Raw genomic sequence first — 15,755 nt, 5'->3', positions numbered from 1 at the left:
ATTGCGCGTCCGTGAACCGGGGCCGACGTACCAGTCTGCCAGGACCGGCCGTATCTCCCAAAACCAGGGTGGACGGCCGGGTATTCCCCCCGTACACGACCGGGGGGACGGGTCACCGGACGATCTTGCCCGCGTCGCCCTTGTCGCCGGCCGACTGCTTCGTCGCCGATGCGGGGACCGGCTTGTCGGCGTTCAGGGCGTCCCAGACCTGCTGGTCGGCCTTCTCCAGCGGGACGACGCGGTTGGGGTCGGCGGGGTCGTACTGGACGGGCAGGGTCACCATGTTCACGTTGTCGGAGCCGAGGCCCTTGAGGCCCTTGGCGAAGCCGGCGAGCTTGGTGACCGAGCCGAGGTCGGAGTCGGTGGTGACCGCCTTGGTGGCGGTGTCCGCGATCCCGTAGAGCTTGGTGCCGTCGAACACGCCCACGCTCTTGACCTGCTGCATCAGCGCCTTGATGAACGCCTGCTGGAGCTGGATGCGGCCGAGGTCGCTGCCGTCGCCGACGCTGTGCCGGGTGCGGACCAGGCCGAGGGACTGCTCGCCGTCCAGGGTGTGGGTGCCGGGCTGGAGGTCCAGGTGGCTGTCGGGGTCGTCGATCGGCTTGGTGGTGGTGATCTCGACGCCGCCGAGCTTGTCGATGAGCTTCTTGAAGCCGGTGAAGTCGACCTCGATGTAGTGGTCCATGCGGATGCCGGACATGGATTCCACGGTCTTCACCGCGCAGGCCGGCCCGCCGACCTCGTACGCCGTGTTGAACATGGCGCGCTGCTGCCCGGCCACCGGATCACCGCTGACGTCGCCGGTGCAGTCGGGCCGGGTGACGAGGGTGTCGCGCGGGATGGAGACCACACTCGCGGTCTTGTGCCCCTTGTTGACGTGGACGACCATCGCGGTGTCGGAACGGGCCCCTCCGCCGTCCTCGCCGTACTTGCCGTTCGCGCCGGAGCGGGAGTCGGACCCCAGGACGAGGATGTCCTCGGAGCCGTTGTCGACGTTCTCGGGGCGGTCCTTGCCGAGCGCGGTGTTGATGTCGACGGCCTGGAGGTTGCCGTTGAGGTGGACGTACGCGTAACCGAGGCCCGCTCCGCCCACGACGACCGCGCCGGCCAGGCCCCAGACGGCTATCCGCGTGGCCCTGCGGCCGCGGGACGGCTTCTTCCGGCGTTTGCCGGTGGCCCGTATTCGGCCGTTGCTCCCGCTTCGCTCGCTCATGGGTCTCCCTCGTTCGGTCGGCTGCTGTCCGGGTACCCCCTCGTGCAGTGGTGGCGACATGAAGCGTGGCACAGGCCGCTGTGACCCCCCGAGAACCCCGGAACGGCCCGCACGACCGCGGGAACGGCCGGTATTCCGGCGCTCACCTGCGGTTTCGTGGCCCGTACAACGGTCGTACGGGGGTCCCGCGCGGCCGCGCCCGTGTGGTGAAGGTCTCGGAACGGCAACGGGGTACGGCACAGGGCCGCCCCCGCACCGGAAGTGCGGGGGCGGCCCTGTGTGCTGCCGGAGGGCGACGACTAGTCGTTGTTGCCCGGGGCCGGCGTCGTCTTCTGGATCTGGAGCAGGAACTCCGCGTTCGACTGGGTCTTCTTCATCCGGTCGAGCAGAAGCTCGATGGCCTGCTGCTGGTCGAGCGCGTGCAGCACCCGGCGCAGCTTCCAGACGATCCCCAACTCCTCGCTGCCGAGCAGGATTTCCTCCTTGCGGGTGGAGGACGCGTCGACGTCCACCGCCGGGAAGATCCGCTTGTCGGAGAGCTTGCGGTCGAGCTTGAGCTCCATGTTGCCGGTGCCCTTGAACTCCTCGAAGATCACCTCGTCCATGCGCGAGCCGGTCTCGACCAGCGCGGTGGCCAGGATGGTCAGCGAGCCGCCGTCCTCGATGTTGCGCGCGGCACCGAAGAAGCGCTTCGGCGGGTAGAGCGCGGTCGAGTCGACACCACCGGACAGGATGCGGCCGGAGGCCGGGGCGGCGAGGTTGTACGCGCGTCCCAGGCGGGTGATCGAGTCCAGCAGGACGACCACGTCGTGACCCAGCTCCACGAGGCGCTTGGCGCGCTCGATGGCCAGCTCGGCGACCGTGGTGTGGTCCTCGGCGGGGCGGTCGAAGGTCGAGGAGATGACCTCGCCCTTCACCGACCGCTGCATGTCGGTGACCTCTTCCGGACGCTCGTCCACGAGGACGACCATCAGGTGGCACTCGGGGCTGTTGACCGTGATCGCGTTGGCGATGGCCTGCAGGATCATGGTCTTACCGGTCTTCGGCGGGGCCACGATCAGACCGCGCTGGCCCTTGCCGATGGGGGCGACCAGGTCGATGATCCGCGTCGTCAGGACGTTGGAGTCGGTCTCCAGGCGGAGCCGGTCCTGCGGGTAGAGCGGGGTCAGCTTCTGGAACTCGGGGCGGCCGCGGCCCGATTCGGGCGCTCCGGCGTTGACCGAGTCGAGGCGGACCAGCGCGTTGAACTTCTCGCGGCGCTCGCCGTCCTTGGGCTGGCGCACCGCACCGGTGACGTGGTCGCCCTTGCGCAGGCCGTTCTTGCGGACCTGGGCGAGCGAGACGTACACGTCGTTCGGGCCGGGCAGGTAGCCGGAGGTCCGGATGAACGCGTAGTTGTCGAGGATGTCCAGGATGCCCGCGACGGGGATCAGGACGTCGTCGTCGGTGACGGGCGGGGCGTCGGCGAACTCGTCGCGCCCACGACGGCCCCGGCGGTCGCGGTAGCGCCCGCGACGGCCGCGACGGCCGCCCTCGTCGTCGAAGTCGTCCTGCGGGCCGTTGTTGCCGCCCTGGTTCTGGCCGCCGCCGCCCTGGCCCTGGCGCCGGTTGCCGCCCTGGTCGTCGCCCTTGCCGCGCCGGCCGTCGCGCTGACGCTCGCGGCGCTGCTCGCCCCCGCGGTCCCCGCGCTGGCGGTCGCCGCGGTCGCCGCGGCGGCCCTCGGCGTTGTCCGCGCCGGACTCGGCCTTGGACTCGGCGGAGCGGTCCTCGGCGGGCGCCTCGTGCTTCTGGTCCTGCTTCGGCTCGTCCTGGGCGCGGTCCTGGCCCTGCGCCTTGGCGTCCGGCTTGCTCTCCGGGCTGCCCGCCTGCGCGGTGGCGCGGCGGCGGCGACGCTCGCCCGCGGGCTGGTCGTCGCTGGCCGGCTGGCCCGGGATGTCGATCTGCTGCTGGGCCGTGGCCTTGTCGGCGGGCGCGGCGGCCGGGGCCTCGTCGGCGCCGGTGCGCGTCTTGGAGGTGGCGCGGCGCTTCGGCTTGGTCTCGGCGGCCTCGGCGGGGGCCGCGGCGGCCTTGGCCTTGGGGGCGGAGGAGCCGCCGCCGGCCTGGGCCTCCTTGATGACCTCGATCAGCTGGCTCTTGCGCATCCGCGCGGTGCCCTTGATACCGAGGCCGGACGCGACCTGCTGCAGCTCGGCCAGGACCATGCCCTCAAGGCCGGTGCCGGAGCGGCGGCGCCGTGCGGTGGTGCCAGTGGCAGCACCTTCGGCGGGCGCGGCGCTGTCGACGCTCTTGTCGGCAGTCACGCCCATCAGATCGGTGGTGTCGCTCACGAAGGGTCCTTCCCTGGAGCGGACGTCGGCCTTCTGGCTCGGCGACCGGTTGTGCTGTCCGGCTGCGGTCCTCGGTTGGTGCGGCCCGTGCCGGGGCGGTGGTCCGCCGGATGGAACGGCGGAGAGATGAGGTGTGCATGTGCCCGGCGCGAGCATCCCCCTGCTCGGCCCACTCCTGGACGAGCGAGGGGTGTCGTGCCGGTTCCGGAGCGTGCTCGCAACTGCTCAGGCAGGCTGCTCAGGCAGTTGGGGAGGCTCCCGGAAGAAATGGTGGTCCCGAAGGGGACACGAAGCAACGCGCCTCTTGGACGTCGATTGCAGACTTGAGATTAACACTACCGGCTCCAACAAACATTCCCCCTCTCACTCACCGGCAATCACTTCTCGGCCAGTGGCCTCGCGGGCTACGAGGCCAGCGGCAGGACGCTGGCGCCCTGCGCGTCGAGAGCGAGCCGGTTGGCCGCCCAGCCCTCGCCCGCCAGTCGGGCGACCTTGTCGGCGTCGCCGTCCCCGGCCAGGGCCAGCACCGTCGGTCCCGCGCCGGAGATGACCGCGGGGACGCCCTCGGCGCGCAGCCGGCCGACGAGTTCGAGGCTCTCGGCCATGGCGGGCGCGCGGTAGTCCTGGTGCAGCCGGTCCTCGGTGGCCGTGAGCAGCAGCTCGGGGCGCCTGGTCAGGGCCTCGACGAGGAGGGCGGCACGGCCGGCGTTGAACGCGGCGTCGACGTGCGGGACGGTGCGCGGCAGGAGTCCGCGGGCGGTTTCGGTGAGCACCGGCTTGCCGGGGACGAAGACCACCGGAACGATGGAATCAGCGGGGTCCATCCTGATCGCGCGGGCGGAGGCGCCGTCCATCCAGGCGAGCGTGAATCCGCCGAGCAGGCAGGCCGCGACGTTGTCGGGGTGGCCCTCGATCTCCGTGGCGAGCTCCAGCAGCGCGGCGTCGTCCAGCCGGGCGTCACCGCCGGTCGTCACGGCGCGGGCGGCGACGATTCCGGCGCAGATGGCGGCGGAGGAGGAGCCGAGGCCGCGTCCGTGCGGGATGCGGTTGGCGCAGACGATCTCCAGGCCGCGCGGCTGTCCGCCGAGCAGGTCGAAGGCGGTGCGCAGGGACCGTACGAGCAGGTGCTTCTCGTCGCGGGGCAGGGTGTCCGCGCCCTCACCGGCGATGTCGATGTGCAGTCCGGAGTCGGCGACGCGGACGACGACGTCGTCGTACAGGCCGAGCGACAGGCCGAGGGCGTCGAAACCGGGGCCCAGGTTGGCGCTGGTCGCGGGGACGCGCACCCGGACGGCGGCGGCTCGGAAGGCGGGACCGGCCATCGCTGTGACGACTCTCCTTGTGAGGCGGCGGGGATTCCGGGGGCTGCGGGCGGGGGTTCTTCGGGGGAGCCGCAACGGCCCGGGGCACCCCGGCAGATGCGGCGGGGTGGATGGGGTACAGCTTATCGAAGGAAGGTTCTGTGGCGACATAGGGCGCACGGGAGGCGCACGATGCGTGTCGCACGCCCGCGGTGCGCTCTTGTTGCCGGAAAGGGCCGGTAGGAGCCCTTTCTGACGAGTCGTCGCGCGGTCCCCCGGGCCGTCGTCCGGACCGGCCCGGGGGGTGAGGCGTTACGTGGTTACGCCAGGCCCAGCTTCTCGGCGGCGGCGGCCGCGTCGACCGGGACGGTGACGGGCTGCGGGGCGCCCGCGACGGCCCAGTCGGGGTCCTTGAGGCCGTTGCCGGTCACCGTGCAGACGATGCGCTGGCCGGGGTCGACCTTGCCCTCCTCGGCGGCCTTGAGGAGACCGGCGACGGACGCGGCCGAGGCGGGCTCCACGAAGACGCCCTCCTGGGAGGCCAACAGCCGGTACGCGGACAGGATCTGACGGTCCGTGACCTCGTCGATGAAGCCACCCGACTCGTCCCGCGCGGCGAGCGCGTAGTTCCAGGAGGCCGGGTTGCCGATCCGGATCGCGGTCGCGATGGTCGACGGGTCCTTGACGACCTCGCCGCGCACGATGGGCGCCGAGCCGGACGCCTGGAAGCCCCACATGCGCGGCTTGTGCGCCGCCATGCCGTCCCCGGCGTACTCGGTGTAGCCCTTCCAGTACGCGGTGATGTTGCCCGCGTTGCCGACCGGGAGGACGTGGATGTCCGGGGCGTCGCCGAGCGCGTCGACGATCTCGAACGCGGCGGTCTTCTGGCCCTCGATACGGACCGGGTTGACCGAATTGACCAGCGCGACCGGGTAGTTGTCCGAGAGCGAGCGGGCCAGCGTGAGGCAGTCGTCGAAGTTGCCGTCGACCTGGAGGATCTTGGCGCCGTGCACGAGCGCCTGGCCCATCTTGCCGAGCGCGATCTTGCCCTGCGGTACGAGGACCGCGCAGACCATCCCGGCCCGGACCGCGTAGGCGGCGGCCGAGGCGGAGGTGTTGCCGGTGGAGGCGCAGATGACGGCCTGCGCGCCCTCTTCCTTGGCCCGGGTGATGGCCATGGTCATGCCGCGGTCCTTGAAGGACCCGGTGGGGTTGGCGCCCTCGACCTTGAGGTGCACCTCGCAGCCCGTGCGCTCGGAGAGGACCTGAGCGGGGACGAGCGGCGTACCTCCCTCACGGAGCGTGACGACCGGCGTCGTGCTCGTGACCGGGAGACGGTCCCGGTACTCCTCGATGATGCCGCGCCACTGGTGGGTGCCCTTGGTGGTCATGGGTCCTTACTCCCCTTCAACACGCATGATGCTGGCGACACCGCGCACGGTGTCGAGCTTGCGCAGCGCCTCGACGGTCCCGGAGAGGGCGGCGTCGGGCGCGCGGTGGGTGACGACGACGAGCGATGCCTCGCCGTCGGTTTCCTGACTGTCCGGCCGGCTCTGCTGGCGGACCGTATCGATGGATACGCCCTGGTCGGCGAAGACCGTCGCGACCTGGGCGAGCACGCCCGGCTTGTCGGCCACGTCGAGGCTGATGTGGTACCGCGTGACGACGTCGCCCATGGGGCTCACCGGCAGGCGCGTGTACGCGGACTCGCCGGGCCCGGGGGCCTCGTTGAGCTTGTTGCGGCAGACGGCCACGAGGTCGCCGAGGACCGCGGACGCGGTGGGCGCCCCGCCCGCGCCGGGGCCGTAGAACATCAGCTGCCCGGCCGCCTCTGCCTCCACGAACACCGCGTTGTACGCCTCGCGGACCGAGGCGAGCGGGTGGCTCAGCGGGATCATCGCGGGGTGCACGCGGGCCGTGACGGACGCGCCGTCGGCGGCGCGCTCGCAGATGGCGAGGAGCTTGACGGTGCAGCCCATGCGGCGGGCGGACGCGATGTCGGCGGCGGTGACCTCGGTGATGCCCTCGCGGTGCACGTCGCCGATGCGGACCCGGGTGTGGAAGGCGATCCCGGCGAGGATCGCGGCCTTCGCGGCGGCGTCGAAGCCCTCCACGTCGGCGGTGGGGTCGGCCTCCGCGTAACCGAGTGCGGTGGCCTCGTCCAGCGCCTCGGAGTAGCCGGCGCCGCTGGTGTCCATCTTGTCGAGGATGAAGTTGGTGGTGCCGTTGACGATGCCGAGCACCCGGTTGACCTTGTCGCCGGCCAGGGACTCGCGCAGCGGTCGTACGAGCGGGATGGCACCGGCCACGGCGGCCTCGTAATAGAGGTCCCGGCCGTGCTGCTCGGCGGCGGCGTACAGGGCGGCGCCGTCCTCGGCGAGCAGGGCCTTGTTGGCGGAGACGACGCTCGCGCCGTGCTCGAAGGCGGTCCTGATCAGCGTGCGGGCGGGCTCGATGCCGCCGATGACCTCGATGACCACGTCGATGTCGCCGCGTTTGACGAGGGCGGTCGCGTCCGTGGTGATCAGGGCGGGGTCGATGCCCTCGCGCACCTTGGAGGGACGGCGGACGGCGACACCCGCGAGCTCCACCGGCGCGCCGATGCGCGCGGCGAGGTCGTCGGCGTGCGTCGTCATGATGCGCGCCACCTCTGAGCCGACCACACCACAGCCCAGCAGCGCCACCTTCAGCGGACGCGTACGCATCATCCGACCTCGTTTCCTTTACACCTGTAGTACGGACCAGTCTCACTCACCGGACGGGTGTTCCCGCCACCCGTCCGGATCCTGAGATGTTTATGGGGACAGCGTGGTACGCCCCCGGAAATACGTCATCAGCCGACGTCGAGACGCAGGAGATCTTCCTCCGTCTCGCGCCGGACGATCACCCGCGCCTCCCCGTCCCGCACGGCGACGACCGGCGGGCGCAGGGCGTGGTTGTAGTTGCTCGCCATGGAGCGGCAGTACGCGCCGGTGGCGGGCACGGCGATCAGGTCGCCGGGGGCCAGGTCCGCCGGCAGGAAGGCGTCCTTGACCACGATGTCGCCGCTCTCGCAGTGCTTGCCGACGACCCGGACGAGCATCGGTTCGGCGTCCGAGGTCCGCGAGGCGAGCGCGACGCTGTACTCGGCGTCGTACAGCGCGGTCCGGATGTTGTCCGACATGCCGCCGTCCACGCTCACGTAGGTGCGCAGGCCCTCCAGCGGCTTGATCGTGCCGACCTCGTACAGCGTGAAGGCGGTCGGGCCGACGATGGCGCGGCCGGGCTCCACGGAGATGCGGGGGGTGGCGAGCCCGGCGGACTCGCACTCGCGGGTCACGATGTCGCCGAGCGACTTGGCGATCTCGTGCGGTTCGCGCGGGTCGTCCTCGGAGGTGTACGCGATGCCGAGGCCGCCGCCGAGGTCGATCTCGGGCAGTTCGACGCCGTGCTCGTCGCGCACCTCGGCGAGCAGCTGCACGACGCGGCGGGCGGAGACCTCGAAGCCGGCCATGTCGAAGATCTGGGACCCGATGTGGGAGTGGATGCCGACGAGTTCGAGCCCGTCCAGGGTGAGCGCCCGGCGCACGGCCTCGGCGGCCTGTCCCCCGGCGAGCGCGATGCCGAACTTCTGGTCCTCGTGGGCGGTGGCGATGAACTCGTGGGTGTGCGCCTCGACGCCGACGGTGACCCGGATCTGGACGCGCTGGCGCTTGCCGAGGCTCTGCGCGACGTGGGCCACGCGGACGATCTCCCGGAAGGAGTCGAGGACGATGCGTCCGACGCCCGCCGCGACGGCGCGCTCGATCTCCTCGACGCTCTTGTTGTTGCCGTGGAGGGCGATGCGCTCGGCGGGCATCCCGGCGTCGAGCGCGGTGGCCAGCTCGCCGGCCGAGCAGACGTCGAGGTTGAGCCCCTCCTCCTTGAGCCAGCGCACGACGGCCCGGGAGAGGAACGCCTTGCCCGCGTAGAAGACGTCGGCCCCGGGCCCGAAGGCGTCGGACCAGGCGCGGCAGCGGGCGCGGAAGTCGGTCTCGTCCAGGAAGTAGGCGGGGGTGCCGAACTCCTCGGCGAGGCGGGACACGGTGAGCCCGCCGACGGTCAGGGCGCCGTGCTCGTCGCGGGTGACGGTGCGGGACCACACCTTCTCGTCCAGGACGTTGAGGTCGTCGGCGGGGGCGAGGTAGTGGCCCTCGGACATGACATCGGCGTGACGGGGTCCGGCGGGGTGTGCGGATCGGCTCATCGTGTGGCTCTGCTCTCTAGGGTGCTCAGAGGTGTTCGGGCGCGCTGACGCCGAGCAGGGACAGGCCGCCGGCCAGCACCGTCCCGGCGGCTTCGGCGAGGGCCGTCCGGGAGCGGTGGGCGGCCGAGGGTTTCTCGTCCCCGACGGGGAGCGGTGGGGCGGCGTCGTGGACGTCGAAGAAGGCGGCCGCGACCGCGTCGAGGTGCCGGGCGAGCCGGTCGGGGGCGCGGTGGCGGGCTGCGCCCGCGAGTACGGCGGGGTGCGCGTCGAGCAGCGTGAGCAGGTCGGCCGCCCCGGTCGCGTCGATGTCCTCGCCGGGCCCGGCGACGGCGATCCCGAGCCGGGCCGCCTCCCGGCCGACTGCAAGGGCGCGGGCGTGGGCGTAACGCACCCGGAAGAGGGCGTTGGCCTCGGTCTGCGCGATCAGCTCGCTCCCCAGGGGGGCGCGGTCGTGCCCGGCGGCCCGGAGCAGACCCCAGCGGGCGGCGTCGGGGCCGAGCCGGGTGAGCAGTCCGGCGGCGGTGTCGCCGGCGGGGACGGGCCGTATGGAGGCGACCGCCACCGCCTCCCGGGATCCGACGCTCACCCCGAGCCGCGTCCAGTCCGGGTCCGGTGCGCCCTCGCAGCCGAGGTGTACGTCGGCGCCCTGGGCGGCCAGGAGGCGGCGGACGGCGTCGGCGGTGACGGCGGCCCGGACCTCGCGGGCGTGGACGAGCCGCAGCCGCTGTCCGGCGAGGGCGTCCCCGTACCCGTACCGCTCCCCCTGCTCCCGCACCCGGTGGACGAGGTCGCGGTGGGCGGCGGCGCCGGTGGCGGCGTCGAGCGTGAAGTTGAGGAAGCCGGGTCCGGTGATCTCGACCCCGGCGACTCCGGGGGCTCCGGCGAGCCGGTCGCGCAGGATCTCGGCGACCTCGCGGGCGGCGAGCCCTGCGGGTCCGGCGAGCTGGAGCGCGACGGCGCTGGCGTAGTCGCCGCGCCCGCCGGGCCGGGTCCTCTCCACCCGCACGCGCGCGGGCACGGGCGCGCGCAGGGCGTCCTCGCGGACCGCGCGGCGCACGGCGTGCAGCACGGTCGTGGAGAGATCGACGGGGGTCACGGCACAAGCGTAGGGGAGGGAGGGGGGCCCTTCGCGAACCGGTTTCGCCATGCGGTCAGCCCGCGGCGCTCTCCGCCCGCCCGTCGAGCGCGGCCGTCCGGCCGCGCTCCATCAGTCGGCGCACGAGCCGTACCAGCTCGGTCGGCTCGAAGGGCTTGGCGAGGAACGCGTCGACCCCGGCGGCGACCCCGTTGTCCACCTCGTACGGCGTGCACGCGCTGACGATCGCGAGCGGCAGATGCCGGGTGCGCGGGTCGGACCGCAGCCGGGTGGCGGTCTGGAGACCGTCGAGCCGCGGCATGACCACATCGAGCGTGATCACGTCGGGGCGGACCCGGTGCACGAGATCCAGACACTCGGCACCATCGCCCGCGGTCACGACCTCGAAGCCCTCCAGCTCGAGGTTGACCCTGATCAACTGCCGGATGACCTTGTTGTCGTCGACAACAAGCACGCGGCCGCATGCCCCAGACACCCTTCGAGAGTAGGCGCGCCGGAGGGGCTGCGTCCGGGTTTTGCCCACTTCCGCCCCCGGAGGAGCCCCCATAAGGATGGCCGGATGTGTGTACGAGGGGGCGCGCACCGTCACGCGATGACGCGGAATACCTGTTCACGGGCACCCCGTCGGAGCTGGTAGTGTTTCACCCGTCGCAGAGCAGCACAGCGATACGCCCCCGTAGCTCAGGGGATAGAGCATCGGCCTCCGGAGCCGGGTGCGCAGGTTCGAATCCTGCCGGGGGCACTTCGCAGGAAGTGCCGAAAAGACCCCGCCGTCAGTGGAAACACTGAGGTCGGGGTCTTCGCGTATGCGCGGGCGTATGCCGCAGCCGGAGGGCCGCCGGCGTAAAGCACCGAGGGCCGCACCTCGCCGAGTGCGGCCCTCCATCCCTCAAGCGGGGCCGGGATCGAAGATCTCGTGCCCACCGACTCGGCGCCAGACGATATGCGGCTCACCCGCGCGGACTTCATCCGCGTACTGCCAGGTGGCACGCCCGTCGGGCGCCCATGTCATCTCCATGACGGGACGTGCGCCGGCCGGGAGTGGCACCCCCTGGACCGGCTTGACCCGGAGGCCGGGCCGAAACCGCCCGTGGGCCGCGTCCGGCACGAACTTCTTGCGAACGCAGTCCTGGAACCGTGCCCGCTCCTCGGGGAGGAGCTTCTTGAAATCACGGTCGAAGCGAGCAGTCGTCTCGAAAGTCGGCAATGGGCCTCCCAGGGGTCGGGGTCAGTTCTCCTCGGCGAGGTGCGCGAACATCTCGTCCACGTCCTCATGCCGGGTGGTGCGCCCTGCGGCGATGTCCTCGCTCGCGTCACGCTCACCCGCCTGCCACCGCTCCGTCCAGAACCACGCCTGGTCCGTGCGGATCTTCCGTAGTCCGTGCACCTCGACAACGCCGTCGTCGTTGATGGCGAACTCAAGCTCGTCGCCCGGGGAGACTCCCAGCGCCTCGCGGACCCCTGCGGGCAGCGTCAGCTGCCCCTTGTCGCGCACGCCGGCATGGAACGTGGTCGCAGCCATGAGTGACCTCCCTATCCGCATTCCGTGTCTGCCTCGTGGCACCAGCGTACCCGAGCCGGCAGGAAAGCGAGAGATTCCTACTTTCGGAACTTCCGAATCCCCTCGCAGGGGCAGGCGGCCGAGAGAGGGTGTTGCCGGCTACCGGGGAGTCCAGACTCCCCCACGACGCCCGGGAACCGAGCTTCGAGACCCGAGGTCCGCAACGCGGGCTCAGGTGCCGCACGCGCAGCCCGCGGTCGCCCGGGGCTGGGCGGCGCAGCAGCCGGCTTCGGCCTCGATTGCCGGAGACTTGCCCAGTTGGTCGGCGTCGGCCTTGACGACGTAGACCTCCCAGGGCTCCTTGCCGGGGCCGTGGACCCAGACCTTGTCCTGGAGGGCATAGCAGCAGGAGGTGTCGTTCTCCTCGAACGTGGCGAGACCGGCGTCCTTGAGGCGGTCGGTGGCGGCGGTGACGGCCCGGGTGGACTCGACCTCGACGCCGAGGTGGTCCAGGCGGGTGTCCTGGCCGGGCTCGCCCTCGATCAGGACGAGCTTGAGCGGGGGCTCGGCGACGGCGAAGTTGGCGTAGCCGGGGCGGCGCTTGACCGGTTCGACGCCGAACAGCTTGGAGTAGAAGGTCACCGAGGCTTCGAGGTCGGCGACGTTGAGCGCGAGCTGGACACGGGACATGGCGGTACTCCCCGAACGGATTGATTCGATGCCTGTCGATACAAGCTTGCATCGTGGATTGAAGGGCGTCAATATAGACGCATGTCGAAACAAGAGCTCGTGGTGATCGGCCAGGACAGCGCAGAGGGATGCTGCCCGGCGCTGCTGACCGCCCCGCTGGACGAGGACCAGGCCGCCGACCTGGCGAAGGTGTTCAAGGCGCTGGGTGATCCGGTGCGGTTGCGGCTGCTGTCGCTGATCGCTTCGCGGGCGGGCGGGGAGGTCTGCGTATGCGATCTGACGCCTGCCTTCGACCTGTCGCAGCCGACGATCTCCCACCACCTGAAGCTGCTGAAGCAGGCCGGGCTCATCGACTCCGAGCGGCGCGGGACCTGGGTGTACTACCGCCTGCTGCCCGAGATGACGGACCGGCTCGCCGCGATCCTCACCCGCCCCGCCGGAACCGCCTCGTGACGACGGACGCCGCCGCACCGGCACCGGTCGCCGGACGATTGTCGTTCCTGGACCGCTTCCTCGCCGTGTGGATTCTGCTCGCGATGGCGGCCGGGCTCGGCCTGGGGCGTCTCGTGCCCGGTCTCGGGGACGCGCTGGCCGGGGTGACCGTCACCGGCGTCTCCCTGCCCATCGCGCTGGGCCTGCTCGTGATGATGTACCCGGTGCTGGCCAAGGTCCGCTACGACCGTCTCGACACCGTCACCCGCGACCGCCCCCTGCTCCTGACGTCCCTGGTCCTCAACTGGGTCGTCGGTCCGGCGCTGATGTTCGCGCTCGCCTGGATCTTCCTGCCGGACCTGCCCGAGTACCGCACCGGCCTGATCATCGTCGGGCTCGCCCGCTGCATCGCCATGGTCGTCATCTGGAACGACCTCGCCTGCGGCGACCGTGAGGCCGCCGCCGTCCTGGTCGCCCTGAACTCGCTCTTCCAGGTGATCGCCTTCGCCGCGCTGGGCTGGTTCTACCTGTCCGTGCTGCCCGGCCGACTGGGCCTTGAGCAGACCGCGCTGGACGTCTCCGTGTGGGAGATCGCCCGCTCCGTCCTCATCTTCCTCGGCATCCCCCTGCTGGCCGGGTTCCTCACCCGGCGTCTCGGCGAGAAGACCAAGGGGCGCACCTGGTACGAGACGAAGCTGATCCCCCGGATCGGCCCGGTCGCCCTGTACGGGCTGCTGTTCACCATCGTCGTGCTCTTCGCCCTCCAGGGCGACGCCATCACCTCCCGGCCCCTGGACGTCGCCCGGATCGCGCTGCCGCTGCTGGTGTACTTCGCGCTCATGTGGGCCGGCTCCATGGCCGTCGGCCGCGCCGTGGGGCTGGACTACCCGAGGACGACGACGCTGGCGTTCACCGCGGCCGGCAACAACTTCGAGCTCGCCATCGCGGTCGCCATCGCCACCTTCGGCGCCACCAGCGGCCAGGCCCTCGCCGGGGTCGTGGGCCCGCTCGTCGAGGTCCCCGTCCTCATCGGGCTGGTCCATGTCGCCCTCGCCGCCCGCCGCCGCTTCCCCGCCTCCCCGGAAGGGCCCGCCCATGCCTGAACCCAAGCCGTCCGTGCTGTTCGTGTGCGTCCACAACGCGGGGCGCTCGCAGATGGCCGCCGCCTTCCTGACCCACCTCTCCGAAGGCCGCGTCGAAGTCCGCTCCGCCGGGTCCGCGCCTGCGGCCTCGGTGAACCCGGCCGTCGTCCGGGCCATGGCGGAAGTCGGCATCGACCTCTCCACCGAGACCCCGAAGGTGCTGACCGTCGAAGCCGTACAGGCATCGGACGTGGTGATCACCATGGGGTGCGGAGACACCTGCCCCGTCTTCCCCGGCAAGAAGTACCTCGACTGGTCACTCGAAGACCCGGCCGGCCACGGGGTCGATGCCGTCCGGCCGATCCGCGACCGGATCGAGCGGCACGTCCGCGATCTCCTCGCCGAACTCCGGCCCCGCTGAAGCGAATCGAGACGGCGTGCGAGGCTTCGCCCGCGGGGACGAAGCATTCGGCTCCCACCGGCCCTGCAGCGCGTACGCAGGGTCGGCGTACGCGCTACAAGGAGTGGACAGTGCGACGCGGGCACTGTCGATGCGGTGACTCAGGCGACCGGCAGGCCCGGGGCCGGGTACGCGTCCATCAGGACCTTCACCTCCGCGCGCACCTTCGCGATCGTGTCCTCGTCGCCCGTGATCACGCGGTCGATCCACTCCGCGATCCTGGCCATCTCCGAGACGGGGACGCCCCGTGACGTCAGCGCGGGCGTGCCGAGGCGGATGCCCGACGGGTCGAACGGCTTGCGCGGGTCGTACGGGACCGCGTTGTAGTTGGCGACGATGCCCGCACGGTCCAGGGCCTTGGCCGCCGGTTTGCCCGGGACGCCCTTGGCGGTGAGGTCCACCAGCAGCAGGTGGTTGTCGGTGCCGCCGGAGACCAGGTCGTAGCCACGGGCCGACAACTCCTCGCCCAGCGCACGGGCGTTGGCCACCACCGCGTGGGCGTAGGCGCGGAAGTCCGGGGTGGCCGCCTCCTTCAGGGCTACGCCGATCGCGGCCGTGGTCTGGTTGTGCGGGCCGCCCTGGAGGCCGGGGAAGACGGCGCGGTCCAGGGCGCGGGCGTGCTCGGCGCGGCTGAGGAGCACCGCGCCGCGCGGGCCGCGCAGGGTCTTGTGGGTGGTCGTGGAGACGACGTCCACGTGCGGCGCGGGCGAGGGGTGGGCGCCGCCCGCGACCAGGCCCGCGATGTGCGCGATGTCCGCCACCAGGACCGCGCCCACCTCGCGGGCGATCTCCGCGAAGCCCGCGAAGTCGATCGTGCGGGGCACGGCGGTGCCGCCGCAGAAGATGAGCTTCGGCCGCTCGGCGAGGGCCAGGTCGCGGACCTCGTCCAGATCGACGCGGCCGGTGTCGCGGCGCACGCCGTACTGGACGCCGTTGAACCAGGTGCCGGTGGCGGAGACGCCCCAGCCGTGCGTGAGGTGGCCGCCCATGGGCAGCGACATGCCGAGCACGGTGTCGCCGGGCTTGAGGAAGGCCAGGTAGACGGCGAGGTTGGCCGGGGAGCCGGAGTACGGCTGGACGTTGGCGTGGTCCATGGCGAAGAGGGCCCGGGCGCGGTCGGCGGTCAGGGTCTCGACCTGGTCGATGATCTGCTGGCCCTCGTAGTACCGCTTGCCGGGGTAGCCCTCGGAGTACTTGTTCTGGAGCACGGTGCCGGACGCTTCGAGCACGGCGGCGGAGACGTAGTTCTCGCTCGGGATCAGGCGCAGGGTGTCCGCCTGGAGCCGCTCCTCGGCGGCCACGAGGGCGGCGAGTTCGGGGTCGGTCGCCCCCAGGGCGGGGTGGCGGGGCTGTGCGGGTACGGACGCGGTCACGGGTTCCTCCCGGGTCGGTCGCATGGCTGCGGCGTGGACCCGGATGCCCAGGCGG

At 71.7% G+C, this 15,755-nt stretch carries 15 protein-coding genes and 1 tRNA gene; 4 read left to right on the top strand and 12 right to left on the bottom strand.

All coding sequences use genetic code 11. The features are described 5' to 3' along the window. Positions 1-112: 112 nt before the first annotated feature. The 8 genes from OHS17_RS23400 to OHS17_RS23365 all read right to left on the bottom strand — a co-directional run bounded on the left by OHS17_RS23400 (position 113) and on the right by OHS17_RS23365 (position 10,616). Complete coding sequence (locus tag OHS17_RS23400) at positions 113-1,213, bottom strand: LCP family protein (RefSeq protein WP_330313739.1); 1,101 nt, start codon at positions 1,211-1,213, stop codon at positions 113-115. Positions 1,214-1,512: 299 nt separating this feature from the next. Then, complete coding sequence (rho, locus tag OHS17_RS23395) at positions 1,513-3,540, bottom strand: transcription termination factor Rho (RefSeq protein WP_330313738.1); 2,028 nt, start codon at positions 3,538-3,540, stop codon at positions 1,513-1,515. A gap of 404 nt (positions 3,541-3,944) precedes the next feature. Next, entirely contained in the window at positions 3,945-4,862 is a 918-nt protein-coding gene (gene thrB, locus OHS17_RS23390) for a homoserine kinase (RefSeq protein ID WP_330313737.1), read from the bottom strand. A 299-nt stretch (positions 4,863-5,161) separates the two neighbouring features. Continuing rightward, a complete protein-coding gene (gene thrC, locus OHS17_RS23385; RefSeq protein ID WP_018102648.1) occupies positions 5,162-6,232 on the bottom strand; it encodes a threonine synthase in 1,071 nt (356 codons plus the stop codon). A 6-nt stretch (positions 6,233-6,238) separates the two neighbouring features. Then, complete coding sequence (locus OHS17_RS23380) at positions 6,239-7,549, bottom strand: homoserine dehydrogenase (protein ID WP_330313736.1); 1,311 nt, start codon at positions 7,547-7,549, stop codon at positions 6,239-6,241. Positions 7,550-7,674: 125 nt separating this feature from the next. Beyond that, entirely contained in the window at positions 7,675-9,066 is a 1,392-nt protein-coding gene (gene lysA / locus OHS17_RS23375; protein WP_330313735.1) for a diaminopimelate decarboxylase, read from the bottom strand. A 25-nt stretch (positions 9,067-9,091) separates the two neighbouring features. Further along, positions 9,092-10,162, bottom strand: a complete 1,071-nt coding sequence (gene nrtL, locus OHS17_RS23370) for an ArgS-related anticodon-binding protein NrtL (RefSeq protein ID WP_330313734.1) — start codon at positions 10,160-10,162, stop codon at positions 9,092-9,094. Between the two features lie 55 nt (positions 10,163-10,217). Beyond that, on the bottom strand, positions 10,218-10,616 hold the full coding sequence (locus tag OHS17_RS23365; protein ID WP_330313733.1) for a response regulator: 399 nt from the start codon (positions 10,614-10,616) through the stop codon (positions 10,218-10,220). A 216-nt stretch (positions 10,617-10,832) separates the two neighbouring features. On the opposite strand from OHS17_RS23365, the gene OHS17_RS23360 reads away from it, so the two are divergent. Further along, positions 10,833-10,904 (top strand) — tRNA-Arg (locus OHS17_RS23360). A 147-nt stretch (positions 10,905-11,051) separates the two neighbouring features. On the opposite strand, the gene OHS17_RS23355 is transcribed toward OHS17_RS23360, so the two are convergent. The 3 genes from OHS17_RS23355 to OHS17_RS23345 all read right to left on the bottom strand — a co-directional run bounded on the left by OHS17_RS23355 (position 11,052) and on the right by OHS17_RS23345 (position 12,353). After that, positions 11,052-11,369 carry a hypothetical protein gene (locus tag OHS17_RS23355; protein ID WP_330313732.1) on the bottom strand — a complete coding sequence of 106 codons (318 nt, stop codon included), beginning with the start codon at positions 11,367-11,369 and terminating at the stop codon, positions 11,052-11,054. 21 nt (positions 11,370-11,390) lie between these two features. Further along, entirely contained in the window at positions 11,391-11,684 is a 294-nt protein-coding gene (locus OHS17_RS23350) for an AbrB/MazE/SpoVT family DNA-binding domain-containing protein (protein WP_330313731.1), read from the bottom strand. A gap of 210 nt (positions 11,685-11,894) precedes the next feature. Next, complete coding sequence (locus OHS17_RS23345) at positions 11,895-12,353, bottom strand: ArsI/CadI family heavy metal resistance metalloenzyme (protein ID WP_330313730.1); 459 nt, start codon at positions 12,351-12,353, stop codon at positions 11,895-11,897. Between the two features lie 81 nt (positions 12,354-12,434). On the opposite strand from OHS17_RS23345, the gene OHS17_RS23340 reads away from it, so the two are divergent. The 3 genes from OHS17_RS23340 to OHS17_RS23330 are packed head-to-tail and all read left to right on the top strand — an operon-like array spanning position 12,435 to position 14,288. Beyond that, complete coding sequence (locus OHS17_RS23340; RefSeq protein WP_330313729.1) at positions 12,435-12,806, top strand: ArsR/SmtB family transcription factor; 372 nt, start codon at positions 12,435-12,437, stop codon at positions 12,804-12,806. After that, positions 12,803-13,888, top strand: a complete 1,086-nt coding sequence (gene arsB / locus OHS17_RS23335) for an ACR3 family arsenite efflux transporter (RefSeq protein ID WP_330313728.1) — start codon at positions 12,803-12,805, stop codon at positions 13,886-13,888. The genes OHS17_RS23340 and arsB overlap by 4 nt, the downstream gene beginning before the upstream one ends. Next, a complete protein-coding gene (locus OHS17_RS23330; protein ID WP_330313727.1) occupies positions 13,881-14,288 on the top strand; it encodes an arsenate reductase ArsC in 408 nt (135 codons plus the stop codon). The genes arsB and OHS17_RS23330 overlap by 8 nt, the downstream gene beginning before the upstream one ends. 140 nt (positions 14,289-14,428) lie before the next feature. Here the strand turns inward: OHS17_RS23330 and glyA are convergent, their stop codons facing one another. Then, positions 14,429-15,700, bottom strand: a complete 1,272-nt coding sequence (gene glyA, locus OHS17_RS23325) for a serine hydroxymethyltransferase (RefSeq protein WP_330313726.1) — start codon at positions 15,698-15,700, stop codon at positions 14,429-14,431. Positions 15,701-15,755: the final 55 nt, after the last annotated feature.

The sequence above is a fragment of the Streptomyces sp. NBC_00523 genome, assembly GCF_036346615.1.
In the GTDB taxonomy this organism is placed as follows: Bacteria; Actinomycetota; Actinomycetes; order Streptomycetales; family Streptomycetaceae; genus Streptomyces.
This window is presented reverse-complemented; position numbering and strand designations above follow the sequence as displayed.

Bases quoted from the DNA above. Each gene is read 5' to 3' on its own strand.
- OHS17_RS23400 (WP_330313739.1), bottom strand. From the start codon at position 1,213: ATGAGCGAGCGAAGCGGGAGCAACGGCCGAATACGGGCCACCGGCAAA.
- thrB (WP_330313737.1), bottom strand. From the start codon at position 4,862: ATGGCCGGTCCCGCCTTCCGAGCCGCCGCCGTCCGGGTGCGCGTCCCC.
- thrC (WP_018102648.1), bottom strand. From the start codon at position 6,232: ATGACCACCAAGGGCACCCACCAGTGGCGCGGCATCATCGAGGAGTAC.
- OHS17_RS23380 (WP_330313736.1), bottom strand. From the start codon at position 7,549: ATGATGCGTACGCGTCCGCTGAAGGTGGCGCTGCTGGGCTGTGGTGTG.
- lysA (WP_330313735.1), bottom strand. From the start codon at position 9,066: ATGAGCCGATCCGCACACCCCGCCGGACCCCGTCACGCCGATGTCATG.
- OHS17_RS23350 (WP_330313731.1), bottom strand. From the start codon at position 11,684: ATGGCTGCGACCACGTTCCATGCCGGCGTGCGCGACAAGGGGCAGCTG.
- OHS17_RS23345 (WP_330313730.1), bottom strand. From the start codon at position 12,353: ATGTCCCGTGTCCAGCTCGCGCTCAACGTCGCCGACCTCGAAGCCTCG.
- OHS17_RS23340 (WP_330313729.1), top strand. From the start codon at position 12,435: ATGTCGAAACAAGAGCTCGTGGTGATCGGCCAGGACAGCGCAGAGGGA.
- OHS17_RS23330 (WP_330313727.1), top strand. From the start codon at position 13,881: ATGCCTGAACCCAAGCCGTCCGTGCTGTTCGTGTGCGTCCACAACGCG.